The organism is Leifsonia sp. 10L418 (assembly GCF_056395445.1).
Map to the genome: position 1 here is coordinate 1 of NZ_JBFTJN010000001.1, position 16563 is coordinate 16563.

The following is a 16563-nucleotide window of genomic DNA, read 5'->3' on the forward strand; positions in this document are numbered from 1 at the left end:
TCGACCGCGACATCGGCGCGCAGCTGGGCCAGCGTGCGCGGGTCGGTCGGGTGCTGCCGGCGCCGGGCGATCTCGTCGACCCGGGTGAACGCGGCCAGCACGTCGGCGGCCGGCCCGAACAGGTTCAACCAGGCCATCCCGTCGGGCGCCGCCTCGAACGCGAGCCGCCGCTCCGCGGTGACCGCTCGTTTCCGGGCGCGGATGGAGTCGGGGTGCAGGCGTTCCCGCAACGCGATCGCTTTCCGGCGCAGCCGGCCGGCCGGCAGCCGGAGTGCGTGCGGCAACACCGCCTCCTCGAACGCGGCCCGCACCTCGGCGGGCAGGGTGCGGGCCTGGTCGAGGATCACCTGGGCATGCCGGTAACTGATCGTCCCGGCCTCCAACGCGGCCCGGGTGCCGGGCAGCTCGCGCAGGAGGGTCTGGCTGTCGTCGCTCAGCCGGGACGCGGTCGGCTGTGGCACCCGCAGCAGCGCGCCGATCTCGCTGACGAAGACCCGGTGCGCCCACTCGGCCCGCTCCGAGTCGGACATCGTCGGGTTGCGCAGCACGAACTCGTCGGAGACCAGCGACCACCTCCGGGCCTCGTCGACGGCGCGGGCGCGGCGGGCGGAATGCACCGCCAGCTGCTTCTCCTCGGCCGCGACCACGTCGAGGTACTCATTCAACCGGGCCGTGTACCCGGACTCCTGCCGCACGCCCTCGCCCGGATCGTCGGGCAGCAGCGCGTCGACGAACCCCGGGAACGCGGCCGGAGACATCCCGAAGCGACACTCCAGCGGGTCACGGTCGGTGAACACCCCGAAGTCTTCGACCCCGTCGTGCAACAGTTCCAGCTGATCCATAACCCCAGTCAACCGGGCACCACCGACACTCCCACCGCAACCAGCCGAGGGGTTGACAACGCGGGTTCGGACGAGATGCTTCTGACGCGCAGGGCCGGATTCGAGGCGGGTTCGCGGGGTCTCGACAAGCTCGACCACCGAGACGCCGAGACGCCCGAGACGCCGAGACGCCGAGACGCCGAGACGATCGACACGATCGAAGTCGGTTCGGGTCTGTCGGCGCGCTCGCGTCCATAGCCAGTTCGAGGTGCCCGGCCACCCAGCCACCCAGCCACCCAGAGAGGATTGGTCACTTGCCACCGGCGACGGGCCGCTGCAGGCTTGACATCGTGACTACTCCTGCCGCACCCCTCGTCCTGCGCTACGCCGCGTTCCCAGCGACTCAAACGTCCCTCGCGACCACCGCCACCGGAAACCCGGCCGGCGTCGTGCTCGATGCCGCAGCACTCACCGATGTGGAGATGCAACGCATCGCCGCTGCCATCGGCTACTCGGAGACGGCGTTCCTCACCGACACTGCCGGGCCGTCCGATTCGACGGACGAGATGCGCCGGAGCATCCGTTACTTCTCGCCCGGCGCCGAGGTTCCGTTCTGCGGACACGCGACGATCGCGACGGCGGTCGCACTGGCCGAGCGGATGGGTATCGGCCGATTCACCTTTGACACCCCGATCGGTGCCGTCGTGATTCAGACCTCGATCGAGGAGGGACGCATCATGGCCGCGTTCACCAGCGTCGCTCCCGAGCTGAGGCCGCTCGATCCCACGGTGCGGTCTGCGTTGCTGCGGCTGCTCGGCCTCGCCGATTCCGATCTCGACGAACGTTTCCCGTTGTTGGTCGCCTACGCCGGCAACTGGCATCCGTTGGTCTTCGTGCGCGATCTGGCCACCTTCGACGCCCTGAAATTCAATCCAACGGACGCCCGACAGATGATGGATGCCGAGGGCTGGGCCGGCACAATCAGCGTGCTGCATGCCGTGGCGGAGCACGGGTTTGAAGCGAGAAACGTCTTTCCGGTCGGGGCGATCACTGAAGATCCGGCGACCGGTTCGGCAGCCGCATCACTCGGCGGCTTTCTGCGAGAAACCGGCCTGGTCGCCGCGCCGACCCGCATCCGCATCTACCAAGGCCGTCACGTCGACCGACCGAGTCTGCTCACGGTCGACATTCCGGCGGAGGGCGGCATTGTCGTCAGCGGTACCGCCATTCCCATCACTGAACGAGTAGCAAGCCAGTAGTCGCACCAAGCGATTACCGCGATCAGGGATCGCTGGGGCGCTCCTTCATGGGCGGATGCTGTGTGCCTCGGTGGATTTCGATACTGCGGGCGGTACCTGGGGAATTCGGGTCATCGACGATCGGCTTGTCGTCCATGAACGAGCGGATGACGTGGGCGAGTTCGCCGGGATGACTGAAGTTGATCGCATGCGCCGCCCCCGTGATCAGTACAACGAGCACGTGGTTGTCGCTCTGACCGGCGACCTCCCGAATGCGAGCGGGGCTTGGCATCAACGGGTCCCTGCTCCCGATGACGACGAGAGTGGGAATCTGCAAGGCGAGCAACCGCTGAAGTGACGGGTAACGGGTGAGCGCGCGGAACATCTTGACCGTGCTCGGAACGCCGAACCGAAGATAGTCGGGGGTCGCCACCTTGATCATGCTGGGTGGTTCACGTCCGCCGTCCCGAGCAAGTTGCCCGATGGCCCGGCGCAGCGGCTGGTTGTGCAAACCGCCCGCCGGCGAGACAAGCACTGCGCGGTCGATACGATCGGGGTGGTTGAAGGCGAACTCGCAGATGATCGGGCAGCCCATTGAGTTGCCGACGAGAGTGGCTGACTTGATGCCGCGATCGTCGAGGAACCGCGCCGCGGCGTGCGCGAGGTCGGGCACGTCCAGGGGCTCAGCGGGTTTTCCGCTACGGCCGAAACCCGGGAGATCGGGAACGAGAGTGTGAAACTCATCGGCGAGCAACTCGGCGGTTGGAAGAAGATAGCGCCCGGAGAGACCGAACCCGTGCAGATGCATCATGGCCGGGGCATCCGGCGGTGACGGTGACTCCCGGTAGAAGATGTCAGTGCCGTCAATCGTCGTCCAGCGTTCGGCCAATGCCGACGCCGGGTGCTTGGGAGTCATGCGCGTCTGATGCCGCGAACCCGCTTCCGCTTTTGATCGTGCCAACATCGCGCACTCCCCTTCCTGCCGTTCTCTGTATAGAGCAACAAGCAACAAGCAACGCCGACCGTCGTCACTCGCTCAAGGAGTGCGCCCCGAGTCGACCCACACCATGAACCTCGCACTCGTTTCGGGGGAAGTCAATACTCTCCCCGAAGCGCAGGCAGTCGGAGCAAGACGGATGCCCGCCACGGCTCCCGTTGCCGGTTTGGCAACAGCGTTTGGCGGGTCGTCGACCGAGGAGGCATTCTCGAGGCATGCCTAGCTCTGACGACATCCCCTCTGAATTCCACACTGCCGAGGCACGACATGGCGCGGCCACAGGAACCGGTGCTCGTGCACCTCGGGATCCGGACGCGATTGAGGAATTCTGGGATCAGCGTTACGCCGAAAATGAATTCCTCTGGAGCGGCAGGCCCAACGCTGCACTCGTCGCCGAGACGCAGGATCTTCGACCGGGGCGCGCCCTGGATGTCGGCTGCGGCGAGGGGGCAGACGCTCTCTGGCTGGCAGAGCAGGGCTGGGCAGTGACCGCTCTGGATGTTTCACAGGTGGCGCTTGACCGGGCTGCCGGCGAGGCCGAACGGCGTGGAGTCGACGTGCACTGGATGCACGCAGGCCTCGTCGAGGCCCCGTTGCCCCACGCCACCTTCGACCTCGTTTCCGCGCAGTATCCTGCGCTGCTGCGCACCCCTGACAACCGTGCGGAGCGCGCGCTCATCGCCGCGGTTGCGCCGGGCGGGGTGCTGCTCATCGTGCACCACCCCGCCCCAAGCACAGAGCAGGCCAAGGCCCACGGTTTTGATCCAGACGACTACGTGAGCCCCGCCCAGGTCGCTGCTCTTCTTGACGACAACTGGCAGATCGAGGTTGACGAGACCCGGCCTCGCCACGTGGCCACCGGTGCCGGCGCCCTGCACACAGAGGATGTCGTCGTGAGAGCGCGCCGACTCGCCTGACTCCGCAACGTCTGCGTCGGCGTCGGCGCCGGCGAAACCCTGCGTTAGTCTCATCGGATGGCCGCCGATGATGCATTCCTGAACGATGTTGCGAGCTCGCTGGCACAACTGCCTGGCGCGATTGGAGTGGCGTTGGGCGGTTCCCGCGCACAGGGCACGAGCCGACCGGATAGCGATTGGGACTTCTCGATTTACTACCGAGGAACGTTCGAACCGGATCACGTTCGCGCGCTGGGCTGGTCAGGTCAGACGACTGACCTCGGTGGGTGGGGGCCACTGTTCAACGGCGGTGGCGCGTTCATGGTGCAGGGGCGTCAAATCGACATCCACTATCGCGATCTGGATACCATCGTTGCGATCCAGGACGCGGCCGAGCGCGGCGAATTCAGTGTTGAACCGCTGCTCTTTCATCAGGCCGGCATCCCCAGCTACCTTCTTCTCGCGGAACTTGCGATGAACCGCACACTCCGTGGGATTCTCCCCCGACCGACGTAACCCGACGCTCTGCGCCGCACTGCTCCCGAATATTGGCTGCCCGGCGCGAGGATGACGCTCCACTACGCGCTGGCCGGCCACGCGCCGCACGGCCGCATCGCCCAGTGCGCCGGCCTGATCAGCGAAGCGGGATGCCGGGCCGGTCACGCCATCCTGGCTCATCGCGGCGAGTGGATCACCAACGAGAAGCAGCTCCTGATCCGTTCAGGTCTCACCGAGTTGAACGAGATCGTCGCCAATTTCACGGCGGATGCCTGCACCCTCGAGACGGGAGCATTGCGGGCCAGCCGGATCATCGAGGATGCCTTCGCCAGCGAAGGAATCGGTCTCGACCAACCCCAGTCGTGAGTCAGTAGTGACGAAGCTGCTGTTCGAAATTCGCACGGATTCGGCATCTGTCTGGATGTGACCCCGTCGTTGCCGGTCACGACATCGAGCAGCGGAACGGATCGACCCTCACGTCAGACCGAGGAAGGCCCGCAACTGAGGCACACCTTCGACTTTCAGGTCGTCCTTGGGCCGGTTGAGCGTTTCGGCCGTGAGAACCAATTTTTGATTCATGGCCATCTCGCCGTCGCGCCGTTTGAGACGGAAGACCCCGTTTTCCCGATATCCGACTTTTCGCGACACTGCGAGCGAGGCGGGATTGTCGGCGAATGCGCCTGAGCTCAATTCCTCGGCGTCCAGGTGATCGAACATGAAGGCACACATCGTCTGGCGCATCGCCGTGCCGATACCGCGGCCGTGGTACTTCCTGCCGAGCCAGGAACCCGTCTCCCCCGTTTTCGTGACGAGGTAGTCCTTGGTGGAGATGCTCTGGCACCCGACGAGTTCGCCGTCGAAGCGAACCGCGGTCTCCAGCGACCACGACGCCGGCGACATCGCGGCCCGTTGTGCCCAGTGGTACTGAATGAGACGCATCTGAACCTCGTGCGCGGTGCCCGCGGTCCAGGGAAAATAGAACGGCATCTCCTCCGGCGCGTGGATGCCGGCCTGAGCAAGGGCAACGAGTTCGGGAAAGTCGGCATCGCAAACGGGGGAAAGAGCAAGCGGCCCACTCGTGATCTTCAGTCCAAACGGTGGCCACAGCACGTCAATTGATTCAGACATGAGACCAACCTAGGTGTGTCAGCTTCGCCACCGAGGATGGCTCGCCCATTCGCGCCTCGCCGCTTGAGGCCAGACCTCGGCATCCCGCCTCGCGACCTAGACTGACCGCATGCACGACGCACCTAGCGCATCTCCACTGATTGCCGCCACCGGCATGACCGGCATGATCGGTCGTCGGGCGAAGGAACGGTTCCCCGAACTCGGTTGGGAACCGTTGGGAGTGGACATCACCGATCGGGCAGCGGTCGACGCCGCCGTTCTGAAGACGAGCGCTCCGGTCGTCGTTAATCTCGCGGCCTACACCGACGTGTCAGGTGCGCGGCAGCACAGCGGCGACGTCGATGGACCCTGCTACCAGATCAACGTCGTCGGAGTCCGAAACCTGGCCGCCGCCTGCGCGGCTGCAGGAAAGCACTTCGTGCAGATTTCCACCGACTACGTGTTCGAGGGCGACCGATCTGCCCCCTACTTCGAGCAGGACGACGGTGACGCTCACACTGACTGGTACGGCGTCACGAAGAGCCGCGCCGAGAGCGTCGTCAAAGAATCTGACGGCGGGTGGGCTATCGCTCGACTGTCATTTCCCTACCAGCGGCATTCTGATCGCAAGACCGACCTCGTTCGCCGGATCGGCGAGCAGCTGAGAGCCGGCACTCTCCCGCCCATGTTCAGCGACCAAGTCATCACTCCGACCTTCAGCGACGACGCGGTCGACATTCTGGCGCACATCGCGCGTACCCGCGCTCTCGGTGTCTTCCATGCCGTTGGCCCCGAGTGGCTCTCCCCACACCACGTTGCCACCCGCGTTGCGGAGAGACTCGGCTTCGATCCTGCGCTCGTCCAGTCAAGCTCACTGCAGGCATACACAGATGGCGGCGGCCGCGCGTTTCCCCGAACGCTTCAGTTGAGCAACAGCGCGACGATCTCGGCCTTGGGTCAGAAAGTGCATAGCCTCGATGAAGCTCTTCAGCTACCCGGATGGACCTTCTGACGCCGAAGTCTCCCCAGGAGTCAGTTTCGGTTCGGCCGCGCTCACTGAGGCGGAAACGAGTCTCGACCGCTCAGAAGCTGGAGCATTCTGCAGTTCAGATCTCCGATAGACGCGGAAGCACCAACTCGGAGACCCGCGCAACGTAGCCGGCCGGATCGTCGCCGCGCGGTGACAGCCAGACCTGGCTGATTCCCGCCGCCGAATAGGCCTCCATCAACGTCAGGAATCCATCGACGTCGGACAGCGGATCAAAGAACGACAGCATCGTGCGCGAAATCTCCGCAGGGTCGCGGCCCAGGTCAGCACAGTGCCGATCGAGAACTTCGAGCTTGTGCATCACACCGTCAAGGCCGAGATCGAACAGATTGCAGGCATCCGCATACTGGGCAACCAATCGCAGCGTCTTCTGCTCACCGGAGCCGCCGATCATGATCGGCGGACGGGGCGATTGAAGGGGACGAGGGCTGCAGATCGTCTCGGCCAGGTGGTAGTAGCGACCGTCGTAGGGGCCGTCATTGTCGCTCCACATCTGCTCGCAGATCTGAATCGCCTCCTCGAGCCGGCCGAAACGCTCGGTCAGCGACGGGAAGGCAACTCCGAGGGCGAGATGCTCGCGTTCGTACCAGGCGGCGCCAATTCCGAGGAACGCACGGCCCTCCGAGAGCACGTCAAGCGTTGCGACGATCTTCGCGAGAAGGCCCGGATGCCGATAGGTGACGCCGGTCACCAGCAGGCCGAGTGTGAGGCGTTTCGTCTGCCCGGCCAGAAACCCGAGCGTCGTGTATCCCTCGAGCATCGGCTCAGTCGCCGGGGCCCGCCGCTCCATCTGAAACCAGTGATCCATCAGGGTCATCGTCGTACAGCCGCCGTCATCGGCCGCGCGGGCCGTCGCCCCGATCAGTTTCGACAACGTGCCCGGTGCGCCGGGATAAGAAAAGTTTGGAAAATGAATGGCCAGTTTCATGACCACAGGCTAAACCTCGACCTGTGATTGCGCACGTGCCCACGAGAAAGGGACGCGGGGGTTCAGCCCTGAGGCAGAGCGGCGTTCCCCAGCGGATGCACAGGGCCACAGCTGGACATAAGCGTGCCACCTGAGACCTGCGGCATCGGATCCCGCGAACGGCTTGCGGATTCCGAACAGGAATCCCCGGCAGATGCGAACGGGTCGGACTACGCGGTCTGCGCTGCGACCGGCTGCAAGTCGAGCGGCAACGCCGACACCGTGCGGTCGATCGTGCACTGGCCGAGCACGCGCGTTCCGACGTAGACGACTGCGGTCTGGCCCGGCGCGACACCGTTCAGCGGGTCGGTCGGAGTGATCTTCAGCTCCAGAGTTCCCTCGATCCCGGTGGTCTCCGTCGTCGAGCGCTGTCCTGAGCCTGTCGAAGGGACGACCTGGGCGACAGCGGGCACCGGGTCGGCGTGCGCACGAATCTGCACCTCGCAGTCGAAGGCGACCTCTGGATGTTCCGGAGCGAGCCCGGCCCAGGTGAACTTGGTTCCTGCGATCTCGGCGATGTCGAGTGCTTCACGCGGTCCGACGATGACCTCGTTGGTCTTCGGGCGCACTTCGAGAACGAAGCGCGGCTTGCCATCGTTGGTGGGGAATCCGACGCTGATGCCCTTGCGTTGGCCGACCGTGAACGCGTGGGCACCCTCGTGCTTGCCGATCACCTCGCCGTTGCGGTCGAGCACCGCACCCTGCTCGGCACCGACGCGCTCGGCGAGCCAACCGCGGGTGTCGCCATCCGGAATGAAACAAATGTCGTGGGAGTCCGGCTTGTTCGCGACCGAGAAGCCGCGCTCGGCGGCTTCGGCCCGCACTTCGGCCTTCGACGGCGTGGCACCGAGCGGGAACATCGAGTGCGCGAGCTGCTCGGCGGTGAGCACGCCCAGCACGTAGGACTGGTCTTTCGCCCAGGCCGCGGCCCGGTGGAGTTCGTTGTTGCCGTTCGCGTCGGTGACGATGGTGGCATAGTGCCCGGTCGCGACGGCATCGAAGCCGAGGGCGAGCGCCTTCTCGAGCAGCGCGGCGAACTTGATGCGCTCGTTGCAGCGCATGCAGGGGTTCGGGGTGCGGCCGGCGGTGTACTCGGCGATGAAGTCGTCGACGACGTCGAGCTTGAACCGCTCGGAGAAGTCCCAGACGTAGTACGGAATGCCGATGATGTTCGCCGCCCGCTGCGCATCCATCGAGTCTTCAATGGTGCAGCAGCCACGGCTGCCGGTGCGGAGCGTCCCTGGCATTCGGCTGAGCGCCAGATGCACGCCGACGACCTCGTGCCCCGCCTCGACGGCGCGGGCTGCGGCGACGGCGGAGTCGACCCCGCCACTCATTGCTGCTAAAACCTTCACCGGTTAAGTGTACGCGCCGACCGCTGGCCCGTTCTCCAGAGGGTGTGCCCGCCCGGGCTCAGAAGGTCGGCGTGCGGTCGGCCAAGCCGGCCCGGGAGGCCTGCGCGTACGCAGCCGGCAGAGCGGCAAGGAACGCGTCGACATCGGCCTCGGTCGAGGTGCGTCCGAGTGTGATCCGCAACGCACCCCTGGCCTCGATCTCGCTACGTCCCATCGCCCGCAGCACATGCGACGGCTCGGGAATGCCCGCCTGACAGGCCGACCCGGTCGACACCGAGACCCCTGCCGCGTCGAGCAGAAACAGCAGCGAGTCGCCCTCGCAACCGGTGAAGGTGAAGTGGGCGTTGCCGGCGATCCGCCCGGATGGCTCGGGGTCGCCGTTTGACACGGCCCCCGGTATCGACGCCAACACCCCGGAGACCAGCCGTTCCCGCAATCCAGCGAGTCGCAGCTGTTCGGCCGGGAGCTCCGCTGTCGCCGCCACCGCTGCGACCGCGAACGAGACGGCGGCCGCGACATCCTGGGTGCCGCTCCGCACCTGCCTTTGCTGTCCTCCGCCGTGAATGAGCGGAACCACCGTGGCCCGACGGGCGAGAATCAATGCGCCGATCCCGACCGGTCCGCCGATCTTGTGTGCTGACACGCTGAGCGCCGACACTCCAACCGCGGCGAGCGCCGCAAAATCAATCGGGAGATGACCGTAGGCCGACACGGCGTCGACGTGCACTGGAATGCCGTGGGCCGCGGCGAGCGCCGCCACCTCGGCAATCGGCTGCACGGTTCCCACCTCGTTGTTGGCCATCAGCAGGGTGACGAGTGCGACGTCTCCCGGGTTTCTGGCAATCGCCTGCTCGAGTGCTGTCAGATCGATGCGTCCGAGTGTGTCGAGGGGAATCCACTCGACGGTGGCGCCCTCCTGCGCAGCAAGCCATTCGACCGTGTCGAGCGTTGCGTGATGTTCACCACCCGGCACGAGAATACGAGTGCGAGGTGCGCGGGCCCAGTAGAGCCCCTTGATCCCCAGGTTGATGGCTTCCGTCCCCCCAGCGGTGAACACCACTTCGATGGGGTCACAGCCGACACTGACGGCCACGTGCTCCCGTGCCTCTTCGAGCATCCGTTTGGCGTTCTGCCCCTGGCTGTGGATCGACGCCGGGTTTCCGACGACAGTCATCGCCTCCGCATACGCGGCAATCGCCGCGGGGAGGATCGGTGTCGTCGCCGCGTGGTCTAGATAGACGGTCATTTCACACCTCTCACACTGATTACTCTAGAACGCATGAGTGCGGCCGATTCCCTGCGCAACCTCGGAGTGCGTCTGACCCCCTCCGGTGGTGAGCTGCGGGTCTGGTCCGAGAGCGCCGACGCAATGGAACTGTGCATCTTCGATGACACCGACCCCCAGTGGATCGTGAAGACGGTTCCCATGACGAGGGATGCGCACAACGTCTGGTTGGCGAAGACACGCACCCTGTCCCCTGGCCGGCGCTACGGTATCCGGGTATCCGGGCCAACCGGACCCCGGCATGCTTTTCATCCCGAGCTGGTGCTCGTCGATCCCTACTCCCGTGGGGTGGCGCGGATGGCCGCCGGCCGACGGCTCTCCGTCGTGGTCGACGGCGGGTTCGACTGGGCCGATATCGCCAAGCCCCGGGTCCCTCTCGACCACACGGTGGTCTACGAGGCGCACGTGCGCGGGATCAGCAAGCTCAATCCCGCCATTCCTGCCGAATTGCGCGGCACCTATGCGGGCCTCGCCCACGAGGCAACCATCGCCTATCTGAAAGATCTCGGCGTCACGTCGATCGAATTGCTGCCCGTGCAGACGTTTGTGCCAGAGCAGCGCCTGACCAAGCAGGGTCTCCTCAACTACTGGGGCTACAACACCTTCAACTTCTTCACCCCTCACGCGCCCTACGCCACGGCGGCAGCTCAGGCCGAGGGGCCTGAGGCCGTGCTGCGCGAATTCAAGGGCATGGTCAAGCTGCTGCATGAGGCCGGCCTCGAGGTCATCCTCGACGTGGTCTACAACCACACCTCGGAGGAGGGCCTCGGCGGCCCTGTGTCCAGCCTGCGCGGAATCGATAACTCGGCGTACTACCGCCAAGACGACACCGGGGCCTATCAGGATGTGACCGGGTGCGGAAACACGGTCGACTTCGGTCATGCCATCCCCCAGCGCCTGGTGCTCGACTCCCTGCGCTACTGGGCGAACGACGTGCAGATCGACGGCTTCCGATTCGATCTCGCCACCACGCTCGGGCGCGACTCCCTCGATGATGCCGGCGGCGGCAGTTACGACCCGCAGCATCCACTGCTCTCCGCCATCCGGGATGACCCGGCCCTGGCCGGTGTGAAGTTGATCGCCGAACCGTGGGATGTCGGCCCCGGCGGCTGGCAGACCGGCAACTTCCCGCATGGCTGGACCGAGTGGAACGACCGGTACCGCGACCGGATGCGTGACTTCTGGCTGCGGGACATCGCGTCTGCCCGGGCGACCGGGTCGGCCGGGAGCGGTATCGGCCGATTCGCCACCCGGCTGGCCGGTTCCTCGAACACCTTTGCGCTCGAGCGGGGGCCGCTGGCCTCCCTCAACTTCATCACCGCCCACGATGGCTTCACCCTCGCCGATTTGACCAGCTACAACGTCAAGCACAATGTGGGCAACGGGGAGTCGAACCGTGACGGCACCGACAGCAACAACTCGTTCAACCATGGCGTCGAGGGCCCGACCGAAGATCCGGTCATCCTGGCCACCCGCCGGAAGGCCATGCGCAACCTCCTCGGCACGCTGCTGCTCTCGGCCGGGGTGCCGATGCTCACGGCCGGCGATGAGTTCGGGCGCAGTCAACGCGGCAACAACAACGCGTACTGCCATGACAGCGAGCTCACCTGGCTGAGCTGGAACCGGGCCGACTGGCAACAGGATCTGCACCGCGTCACCCGGCGTCTGCTCCAACTGCGCCGCGAGAACCCGGCGTTGCGCCCGTCACGCTACGGCCGGCTCGGTGAGAGTGTGCCAAGCGCCAGCCAGATGGACTGGTACGACGCCGACGGCGGGTCGATGTCGGAGGATGACTGGAACTCCCCCAGCCAGCGCACTCTGCAGTACCTGGCCGCCAGCACCCCCGAACACGAAGAATTCAACCGGGTGCTGCTTGTCGTGCACTCGCTCGAAACGGACATCGTCGTCACCCTCCCGACGCACGAGGGCGTGTCGTCGTACACCCTGCTCTGGGATTCGAACCACGACAGCGTCGACGCGGTGTCCACTGCTGCGTCCGCTGCGTCCCTCCGGGTATTCGCGCCCGGCGAGACGCTGACCGTGGCCGGCACCTCGATGCAACTGTTCAGAGCGAACGAGGATGCCCCTGCCGCTGAGGATGCCCGTGGCTAAGCACACGCCTGGAGGCGCCGGCACCCCCGCTACCGTCGCACTGACCCGGGCCGGCGTGAGCTTTGTCCCCCACCTGTACGAACACGACGCGGCGGCGACGAACTTCGGCCTCGAGGCCGCCGAGAAGCTCGGACTCGATCCCGACCGGGTATTCAAGACACTCCTGGCCGATGCTGACGGGATACTTGTCGTCGGCGTCGTTCCCGTGACCGGTCTTCTGGATCTCAAGGCCTTGGCGCACGCCGTCGGAGCGAAGAAGGCCGTCATGGCCGATCCGCAGCTCGCCGAACGCAAGACCGGTTATGTCGTCGGCGGGATCAGTCCGATCGGTCAGAAAACCCCGCTGCGCACCGTCATCGATGAGACCGCCGAGCTGTCGGAGACCGTGTTCGTATCGGGCGGACGACGCGGTTTCGACATCGAGCTGACCCCGGCGGATTTGGCCCTGGCGACGAACGGCACCTTCGCGGCGATCGCACGCTAGACCGATTGGTTGCCCCCGGCTCTGCTGCGGGCGAACGCGGGGCGCAATCCTCCCCAACGTGACGAGAATTGGAGCATGGCCGAAGAGGACGCGTTGGATGCCTACTCGCGCACCGTCGTGCGCGTGACGGAGCTGGTGCTGCCCAGTGTTGCGAGCCTCACCGTGCGCAGCGCCCGCGGAGTAGGGGCCGGGAGCGCGAGCGTGATCACCCCCGACGGATTTCTGCTCACCAGCGCGCACGTTGTCGCCGGCGCCCAGCAGGCGACTGTCGCATTTGCCGACGGAACACAACGCGACGCCGACGTCGTGGGCCGCGACACACTGTCAGATCTCGCCGTTCTGCTGGCCCGCGGCGGCTGTCCGCCGCCCGTCGAGCTGGGAGACGCCGCCACACTCCGGGTCGGCCAACTCGTTGTCGCACTCGGCAATCCCTTGGGGCTCGCCGGCAGTGTGACGGCCGGCATCGTTTCCGCACTCGGCCGGTCGCTCCCGACCGCATCCGGCCGCGTGATCGACGAGGTCATCCAGACAGACGCTTCGCTGAATCCCGGCAACAGCGGTGGGGTGCTGGCCGACGGCACCGGACGGATGATCGGCGTCAACACGGCGGTCGCCGGAGTCGGCGTCGGGCTCGCCGTTCCGATCAACTCCACGACAAAGGGAATCATCGACACCCTCATGACATATGGCCGAGTGCGCCGCGCGTGGCTCGGCATCGCGGGCATCGAGATCGTGCTCAGCCCTGAGCTGGCAGCCCGCATCGGCTCGCCGACCGGTCTCCAGGTCGCCGGAGTATCGGAGCACAGCCCGGCCGAGGCCGCCGGCATCCATCCGGGTGACATCGTGGTGGAACTCGATCGCAAACGCATCGTCACGACCACCGCCGTGCAACGTCTCATGGTCGAGGATGCCATCGACCGCCCGATCGAAATCACCGTCTGGCGGAACGGAGCCCTGGTCGACGTCATCGCGGTGCCGAGAGAACTCCCTCGGGTATGAGAGACGGCCCGCTCAGCTCGCGACGGCGACCAACCCCATCTCGGCCGGACTGACCAGCAGGTCGTGCCGGGGAAGCACGCGCACGGTGTAGCCGAAGCCCCCGGCGCTGTTCAACAGAACGGTGCCGATGAACAGACTTGGCCCGGCGCCCGGCCCCGCATCCAGCCGGGCATCGGGCGCGGCATCCGGGTCTGACCCCGTCGCCAGCGCCAGATCGGCCGTGTGCGTGTCGCTCAGCTCGTCGCCCACTTGGCTTCGGCCGTAGACGACCTGCACCGTGACATCCGTCGAACGCAACCCATTCAGCTGCACGTGGGCGCGCAGGTGAAGCTCATCGCCCACCTGCGGAACCGTGGCGACCCCGCCCGATTCCACGTGACTGACCGCCACACCGGGCCAGGCTGCGACCACGCGTTGCTTCCAGGCAGCCAGCTCTCGCGCGGCCCGGTAGCCGTCACGCGACAGCGCTTCTTCCGACCGTGCCGCCGGCCGGTACAGTTTCTCGACGTACTCCCGCACCATCCGGTCGGCGGACAGCTCGGGTGAGAGTCCGGCCAGGGTGTGGCGGATGGCGGCGACCCAGCGCGTCGGGACCCCGTCGGCGCCCCGGTCGTAGAACGGCGGCGCCACCTGGTGCTCGATCAAGTCGTAGAGGGCCTCCGCCTCCAGCCGGTCGCGTTCGGCCGAGTCACCGGCGGCATCCGCTGAGGGAATCGCCCAACCGTTCTGACCGTCGTAGTACTCGGGCCACCAGCCGTCGAGAATCGACAGGTTCAACGCGCCGTTCAGCGCCGCCTTCATCCCCGACGTACCGCACGCCTCAAGTGGGCGCAGCGGGTTGTTCAGCCAGACGTCGGTGCCCGGGTACATCAACTGCGCCATCGCGATGTTGTAATCCGGCAGAAAGGCGATTCTCCCGCGCACGGCCGGATCGGCGGCGAACTGCACGATCCGCTGAATCAGTCGCTTTCCCTCATCGTCGGCGGGATGCGACTTGCCGGCGATCACGATCTGAATCGGATGCTCCGGGTGCGTGAGCAGCGCTCGCAACCGTTCGGGGTCGTGCAACATCAGGGTGAGCCGTTTGTAGGTCGGCACCCGGCGGGCGAACCCGATCGTCAGCACCTCCGGGTCGAAGACCTGGGAGACCCAGCTCGGAACGATCCCGCCGGGATTCTGTTCGCGCCAGGCGGCGGCCAGACGTAGCCGCACATCGTCGACGAAGGCGCGGCGCATCGTCGACCGCACCGCCCAGAGGTCGTGGTCGCTGACGGCCGCGGAGGCCCAGTCGGCCGTCGACGTGTCGCTCGTGTTCAACCGGCTTTCGGCGAGCGCGAGCAACGCCGGGTCAGTCCAGGTGGGAGCATGCACCCCATTGGTGATCGAGTCGATGGGAATCTCAGTCTCATCGAAGCCCGGCCAGAGCCCCTTGAACATGCGCCGGCTCACTTCACCATGCAGCCGGGACACCCCGTTGGCGTGCTGGCCGAGGCGCAACCCCATCAGGGCCATGTTGAACACATTGGGCGAACCGTCGGAGGTCTCGGCGCCGAGTGCGAGCAGGTCATCGGCGTTCAGACCCGGCAACAAATCGGTCTCAAAGTAACGGCGCACCAACGGTGCCTCGAACCGGTCGATTCCGGCCGCAACCGGCGTGTGGGTGGTGAAGACGGTACCGGCCCGCGCCACCTGCAGCGCCTCCTGAAAGCTCAGCCCCTCTCCGACAAGGCTGGAGATGCGTTCGAGGCCGAGAAAGCCCGCGTGACCCTCGTTGGTGTGGAATACCTCGGGCTCCGGGTGCCCGGAGAGCTCCGTCCAGCGTTTGACCGCTCGGGCCCCGCCGATTCCGAGCAGCAGCTCCTGCAGCAACCGGTGCTCACCGCCTCCCCCGTACAGCCGGTCGGTGACCTGCCGCAGGTCATCGTCGTTCTCGGGGATGTCGGTGTCGAGCAGCAGCAGGGTGATGCGCCCCACCTGCGCCTGCCAGATCCGGGCGTGCAAGGTGCGGTTGTCCGGCAGCGCCAGGGTCACCGGCACCGCCGAGCCGTCGGGACGACGCACCACCGAGAGCGGCAGGCCGTCGGGGTCGAGCAGCGGGTAGCTTTCCAGCTGCCAGCCATCAGCGGAAATCGCCTGGCTGAAGTAGCCGGCCCGGTAGAACAGGCCCACACCGATCAACGGCACCCCGAGATCGGAGGCGCTCTTCAGATGATCGCCGGCCAGGATGCCGAGACCGCCCGAGTATTGCGGAAGGGCGGCCGCGATCCCGAACTCCGGCGAGAAGTAGGCGATCGCCGCAGGCTTCTCCCCCTCCAACTGCTGGTACCAGCGCGGCAGCTCCAGGTAGGCCCGCAGCTCTGCTTGGAGCGCAGCGACCCCGGCCACATAGTCAGCATCGGCAGCGAGCTCGTCCAGCCGGGCCGGATCGACCGCGCCGAGCAGCGCCGTCGGGTCATGGCCGACCTCGCGCCAGACATCCGGCGAAATATGTTCAAACAACCGCCGGGTCGGTTCATGCCACGACCAACGCAGATTGCCGGCCAACTCCTCGAGCGCGGTCAGCGCCGGGGGAAGCACCGCACGGACAGTAAACTTGCGAATCGCCTTCACGGCTCCACCCTACGACCGTCCGATGACGAATAGGTTACGTGTCTGAAAGCGTTACGTGCCTCGGAGTGATCTCCCTGGTTTCGCGCTACGGTCGTCGTGTGGCCACGCGAGTGAAAAAACCAGCCGTCAGCGAAGAAGCGCCGAGC

The 16563-nt window shown here is 66.2% G+C and carries 15 protein-coding genes; 8 read left to right on the plus strand and 7 right to left on the minus strand.

What is annotated here, in order from left to right; translation table 11 throughout:
• Positions 1–842, minus strand: an 842-nt coding sequence (locus AC1DCF_RS00005; protein WP_477209229.1) for a DUF222 domain-containing protein, incomplete at its 3' end; no start/stop codon positions are given.
• Positions 843–1171: 329 nt separating this feature from the next.
• On the opposite strand from AC1DCF_RS00005, the gene AC1DCF_RS00010 reads away from it, so the two are divergent.
• Positions 1172–2080, plus strand: coding sequence for a PhzF family phenazine biosynthesis protein (locus tag AC1DCF_RS00010; protein ID WP_477209230.1), 909 nt, complete (start codon positions 1172–1174; stop codon positions 2078–2080).
• A gap of 22 nt (positions 2081–2102) precedes the next feature.
• Here AC1DCF_RS00010 and AC1DCF_RS00015 read toward each other — a convergent pair whose 3' ends face one another.
• Entirely contained in the window at positions 2103–2975 is an 873-nt protein-coding gene (locus AC1DCF_RS00015) for an alpha/beta fold hydrolase (protein WP_477209231.1), read from the minus strand.
• A gap of 296 nt (positions 2976–3271) precedes the next feature.
• Between AC1DCF_RS00015 and AC1DCF_RS00020 the strand changes: the two genes are divergently transcribed.
• Genes AC1DCF_RS00020 through AC1DCF_RS00030 form a run of 3 tightly spaced genes read left to right on the plus strand, consistent with a single transcriptional unit; the run spans position 3272 to position 4816 of the window.
• On the plus strand, positions 3272–3973 hold the full coding sequence (locus AC1DCF_RS00020) for a class I SAM-dependent methyltransferase (protein WP_477209232.1): 702 nt from the start codon (positions 3272–3274) through the stop codon (positions 3971–3973).
• A gap of 57 nt (positions 3974–4030) precedes the next feature.
• Positions 4031–4468 carry a nucleotidyltransferase domain-containing protein gene (locus AC1DCF_RS00025; RefSeq protein ID WP_477209233.1) on the plus strand — a complete coding sequence of 146 codons (438 nt, stop codon included), beginning with the start codon at positions 4031–4033 and terminating at the stop codon, positions 4466–4468.
• A 51-nt stretch (positions 4469–4519) separates the two neighbouring features.
• Positions 4520–4816, plus strand: a complete 297-nt coding sequence (locus AC1DCF_RS00030; RefSeq protein WP_477209234.1) for a hypothetical protein — start codon at positions 4520–4522, stop codon at positions 4814–4816.
• A gap of 108 nt (positions 4817–4924) precedes the next feature.
• Here the strand turns inward: AC1DCF_RS00030 and AC1DCF_RS00035 are convergent, their stop codons facing one another.
• Positions 4925–5578 (minus strand): GNAT family N-acetyltransferase, encoded by a 654-nt coding sequence (locus AC1DCF_RS00035; RefSeq protein ID WP_477209235.1) that lies wholly within the window; start codon positions 5576–5578, stop codon positions 4925–4927.
• A 109-nt stretch (positions 5579–5687) separates the two neighbouring features.
• Between AC1DCF_RS00035 and AC1DCF_RS00040 the strand changes: the two genes are divergently transcribed.
• The gene (locus tag AC1DCF_RS00040; protein ID WP_477209236.1) at positions 5688–6569 is read left to right on the plus strand and encodes an SDR family oxidoreductase; all 882 of its coding nucleotides are present in this window, start codon (positions 5688–5690) and stop codon (positions 6567–6569) included.
• A gap of 94 nt (positions 6570–6663) precedes the next feature.
• On the opposite strand, the gene AC1DCF_RS00045 is transcribed toward AC1DCF_RS00040, so the two are convergent.
• The 3 genes from AC1DCF_RS00045 to AC1DCF_RS00055 form a co-directional block, all read right to left on the minus strand.
• Complete coding sequence (locus AC1DCF_RS00045; protein WP_441790465.1) at positions 6664–7533, minus strand: LLM class F420-dependent oxidoreductase; 870 nt, start codon at positions 7531–7533, stop codon at positions 6664–6666.
• A gap of 209 nt (positions 7534–7742) precedes the next feature.
• On the minus strand, positions 7743–8927 hold the full coding sequence (gene mnmA / locus AC1DCF_RS00050; RefSeq protein ID WP_477209237.1) for a tRNA 2-thiouridine(34) synthase MnmA: 1185 nt from the start codon (positions 8925–8927) through the stop codon (positions 7743–7745).
• A gap of 58 nt (positions 8928–8985) precedes the next feature.
• A complete protein-coding gene (locus tag AC1DCF_RS00055; RefSeq protein ID WP_477209238.1) occupies positions 8986–10173 on the minus strand; it encodes a cysteine desulfurase family protein in 1188 nt (395 codons plus the stop codon).
• Positions 10174–10206: 33 nt separating this feature from the next.
• Between AC1DCF_RS00055 and glgX the strand changes: the two genes are divergently transcribed.
• The 3 genes from glgX (at position 10207) to AC1DCF_RS00070 (ending at position 13807) form a co-directional block, all read left to right on the plus strand.
• The gene (glgX, locus tag AC1DCF_RS00060) at positions 10207–12324 is read left to right on the plus strand and encodes a glycogen debranching protein GlgX (RefSeq protein ID WP_477209239.1); all 2118 of its coding nucleotides are present in this window, start codon (positions 10207–10209) and stop codon (positions 12322–12324) included.
• A complete protein-coding gene (gene ybaK, locus AC1DCF_RS00065; protein ID WP_477209801.1) occupies positions 12311–12808 on the plus strand; it encodes a Cys-tRNA(Pro) deacylase in 498 nt (165 codons plus the stop codon). Before glgX ends, ybaK begins: the two co-directional genes overlap by 14 nt.
• A 75-nt stretch (positions 12809–12883) precedes the next feature.
• A complete protein-coding gene (locus tag AC1DCF_RS00070; RefSeq protein ID WP_477209240.1) occupies positions 12884–13807 on the plus strand; it encodes a S1C family serine protease in 924 nt (307 codons plus the stop codon).
• Between the two features lie 12 nt (positions 13808–13819).
• Here the strand turns inward: AC1DCF_RS00070 and glgP are convergent, their stop codons facing one another.
• On the minus strand, positions 13820–16417 hold the full coding sequence (gene glgP / locus AC1DCF_RS00075) for an alpha-glucan family phosphorylase (protein ID WP_477209241.1): 2598 nt from the start codon (positions 16415–16417) through the stop codon (positions 13820–13822).
• Positions 16418–16563: the final 146 nt, after the last annotated feature.

Bases quoted from the DNA above. Each gene is read 5' to 3' on its own strand.
- AC1DCF_RS00040 (WP_477209236.1), top strand. From the start codon at position 5,688: ATGCACGACGCACCTAGCGCATCTCCACTGATTGCCGCCACCGGCATG.
- AC1DCF_RS00035 (WP_477209235.1), bottom strand. From the start codon at position 5,578: ATGTCTGAATCAATTGACGTGCTGTGGCCACCGTTTGGACTGAAGATC.
- ybaK (WP_477209801.1), top strand. From the start codon at position 12,311: ATGCCCGTGGCTAAGCACACGCCTGGAGGCGCCGGCACCCCCGCTACC.
- AC1DCF_RS00070 (WP_477209240.1), top strand. From the start codon at position 12,884: ATGGCCGAAGAGGACGCGTTGGATGCCTACTCGCGCACCGTCGTGCGC.
- glgX (WP_477209239.1), top strand. From the start codon at position 10,207: ATGAGTGCGGCCGATTCCCTGCGCAACCTCGGAGTGCGTCTGACCCCC.
- AC1DCF_RS00015 (WP_477209231.1), bottom strand. From the start codon at position 2,975: ATGACTCCCAAGCACCCGGCGTCGGCATTGGCCGAACGCTGGACGACG.
- AC1DCF_RS00020 (WP_477209232.1), top strand. From the start codon at position 3,272: ATGCCTAGCTCTGACGACATCCCCTCTGAATTCCACACTGCCGAGGCA.
- AC1DCF_RS00030 (WP_477209234.1), top strand. From the start codon at position 4,520: ATGACGCTCCACTACGCGCTGGCCGGCCACGCGCCGCACGGCCGCATC.
- AC1DCF_RS00055 (WP_477209238.1), bottom strand. From the start codon at position 10,173: ATGACCGTCTATCTAGACCACGCGGCGACGACACCGATCCTCCCCGCG.
- AC1DCF_RS00025 (WP_477209233.1), top strand. From the start codon at position 4,031: ATGGCCGCCGATGATGCATTCCTGAACGATGTTGCGAGCTCGCTGGCA.
- AC1DCF_RS00045 (WP_441790465.1), bottom strand. From the start codon at position 7,533: ATGAAACTGGCCATTCATTTTCCAAACTTTTCTTATCCCGGCGCACCG.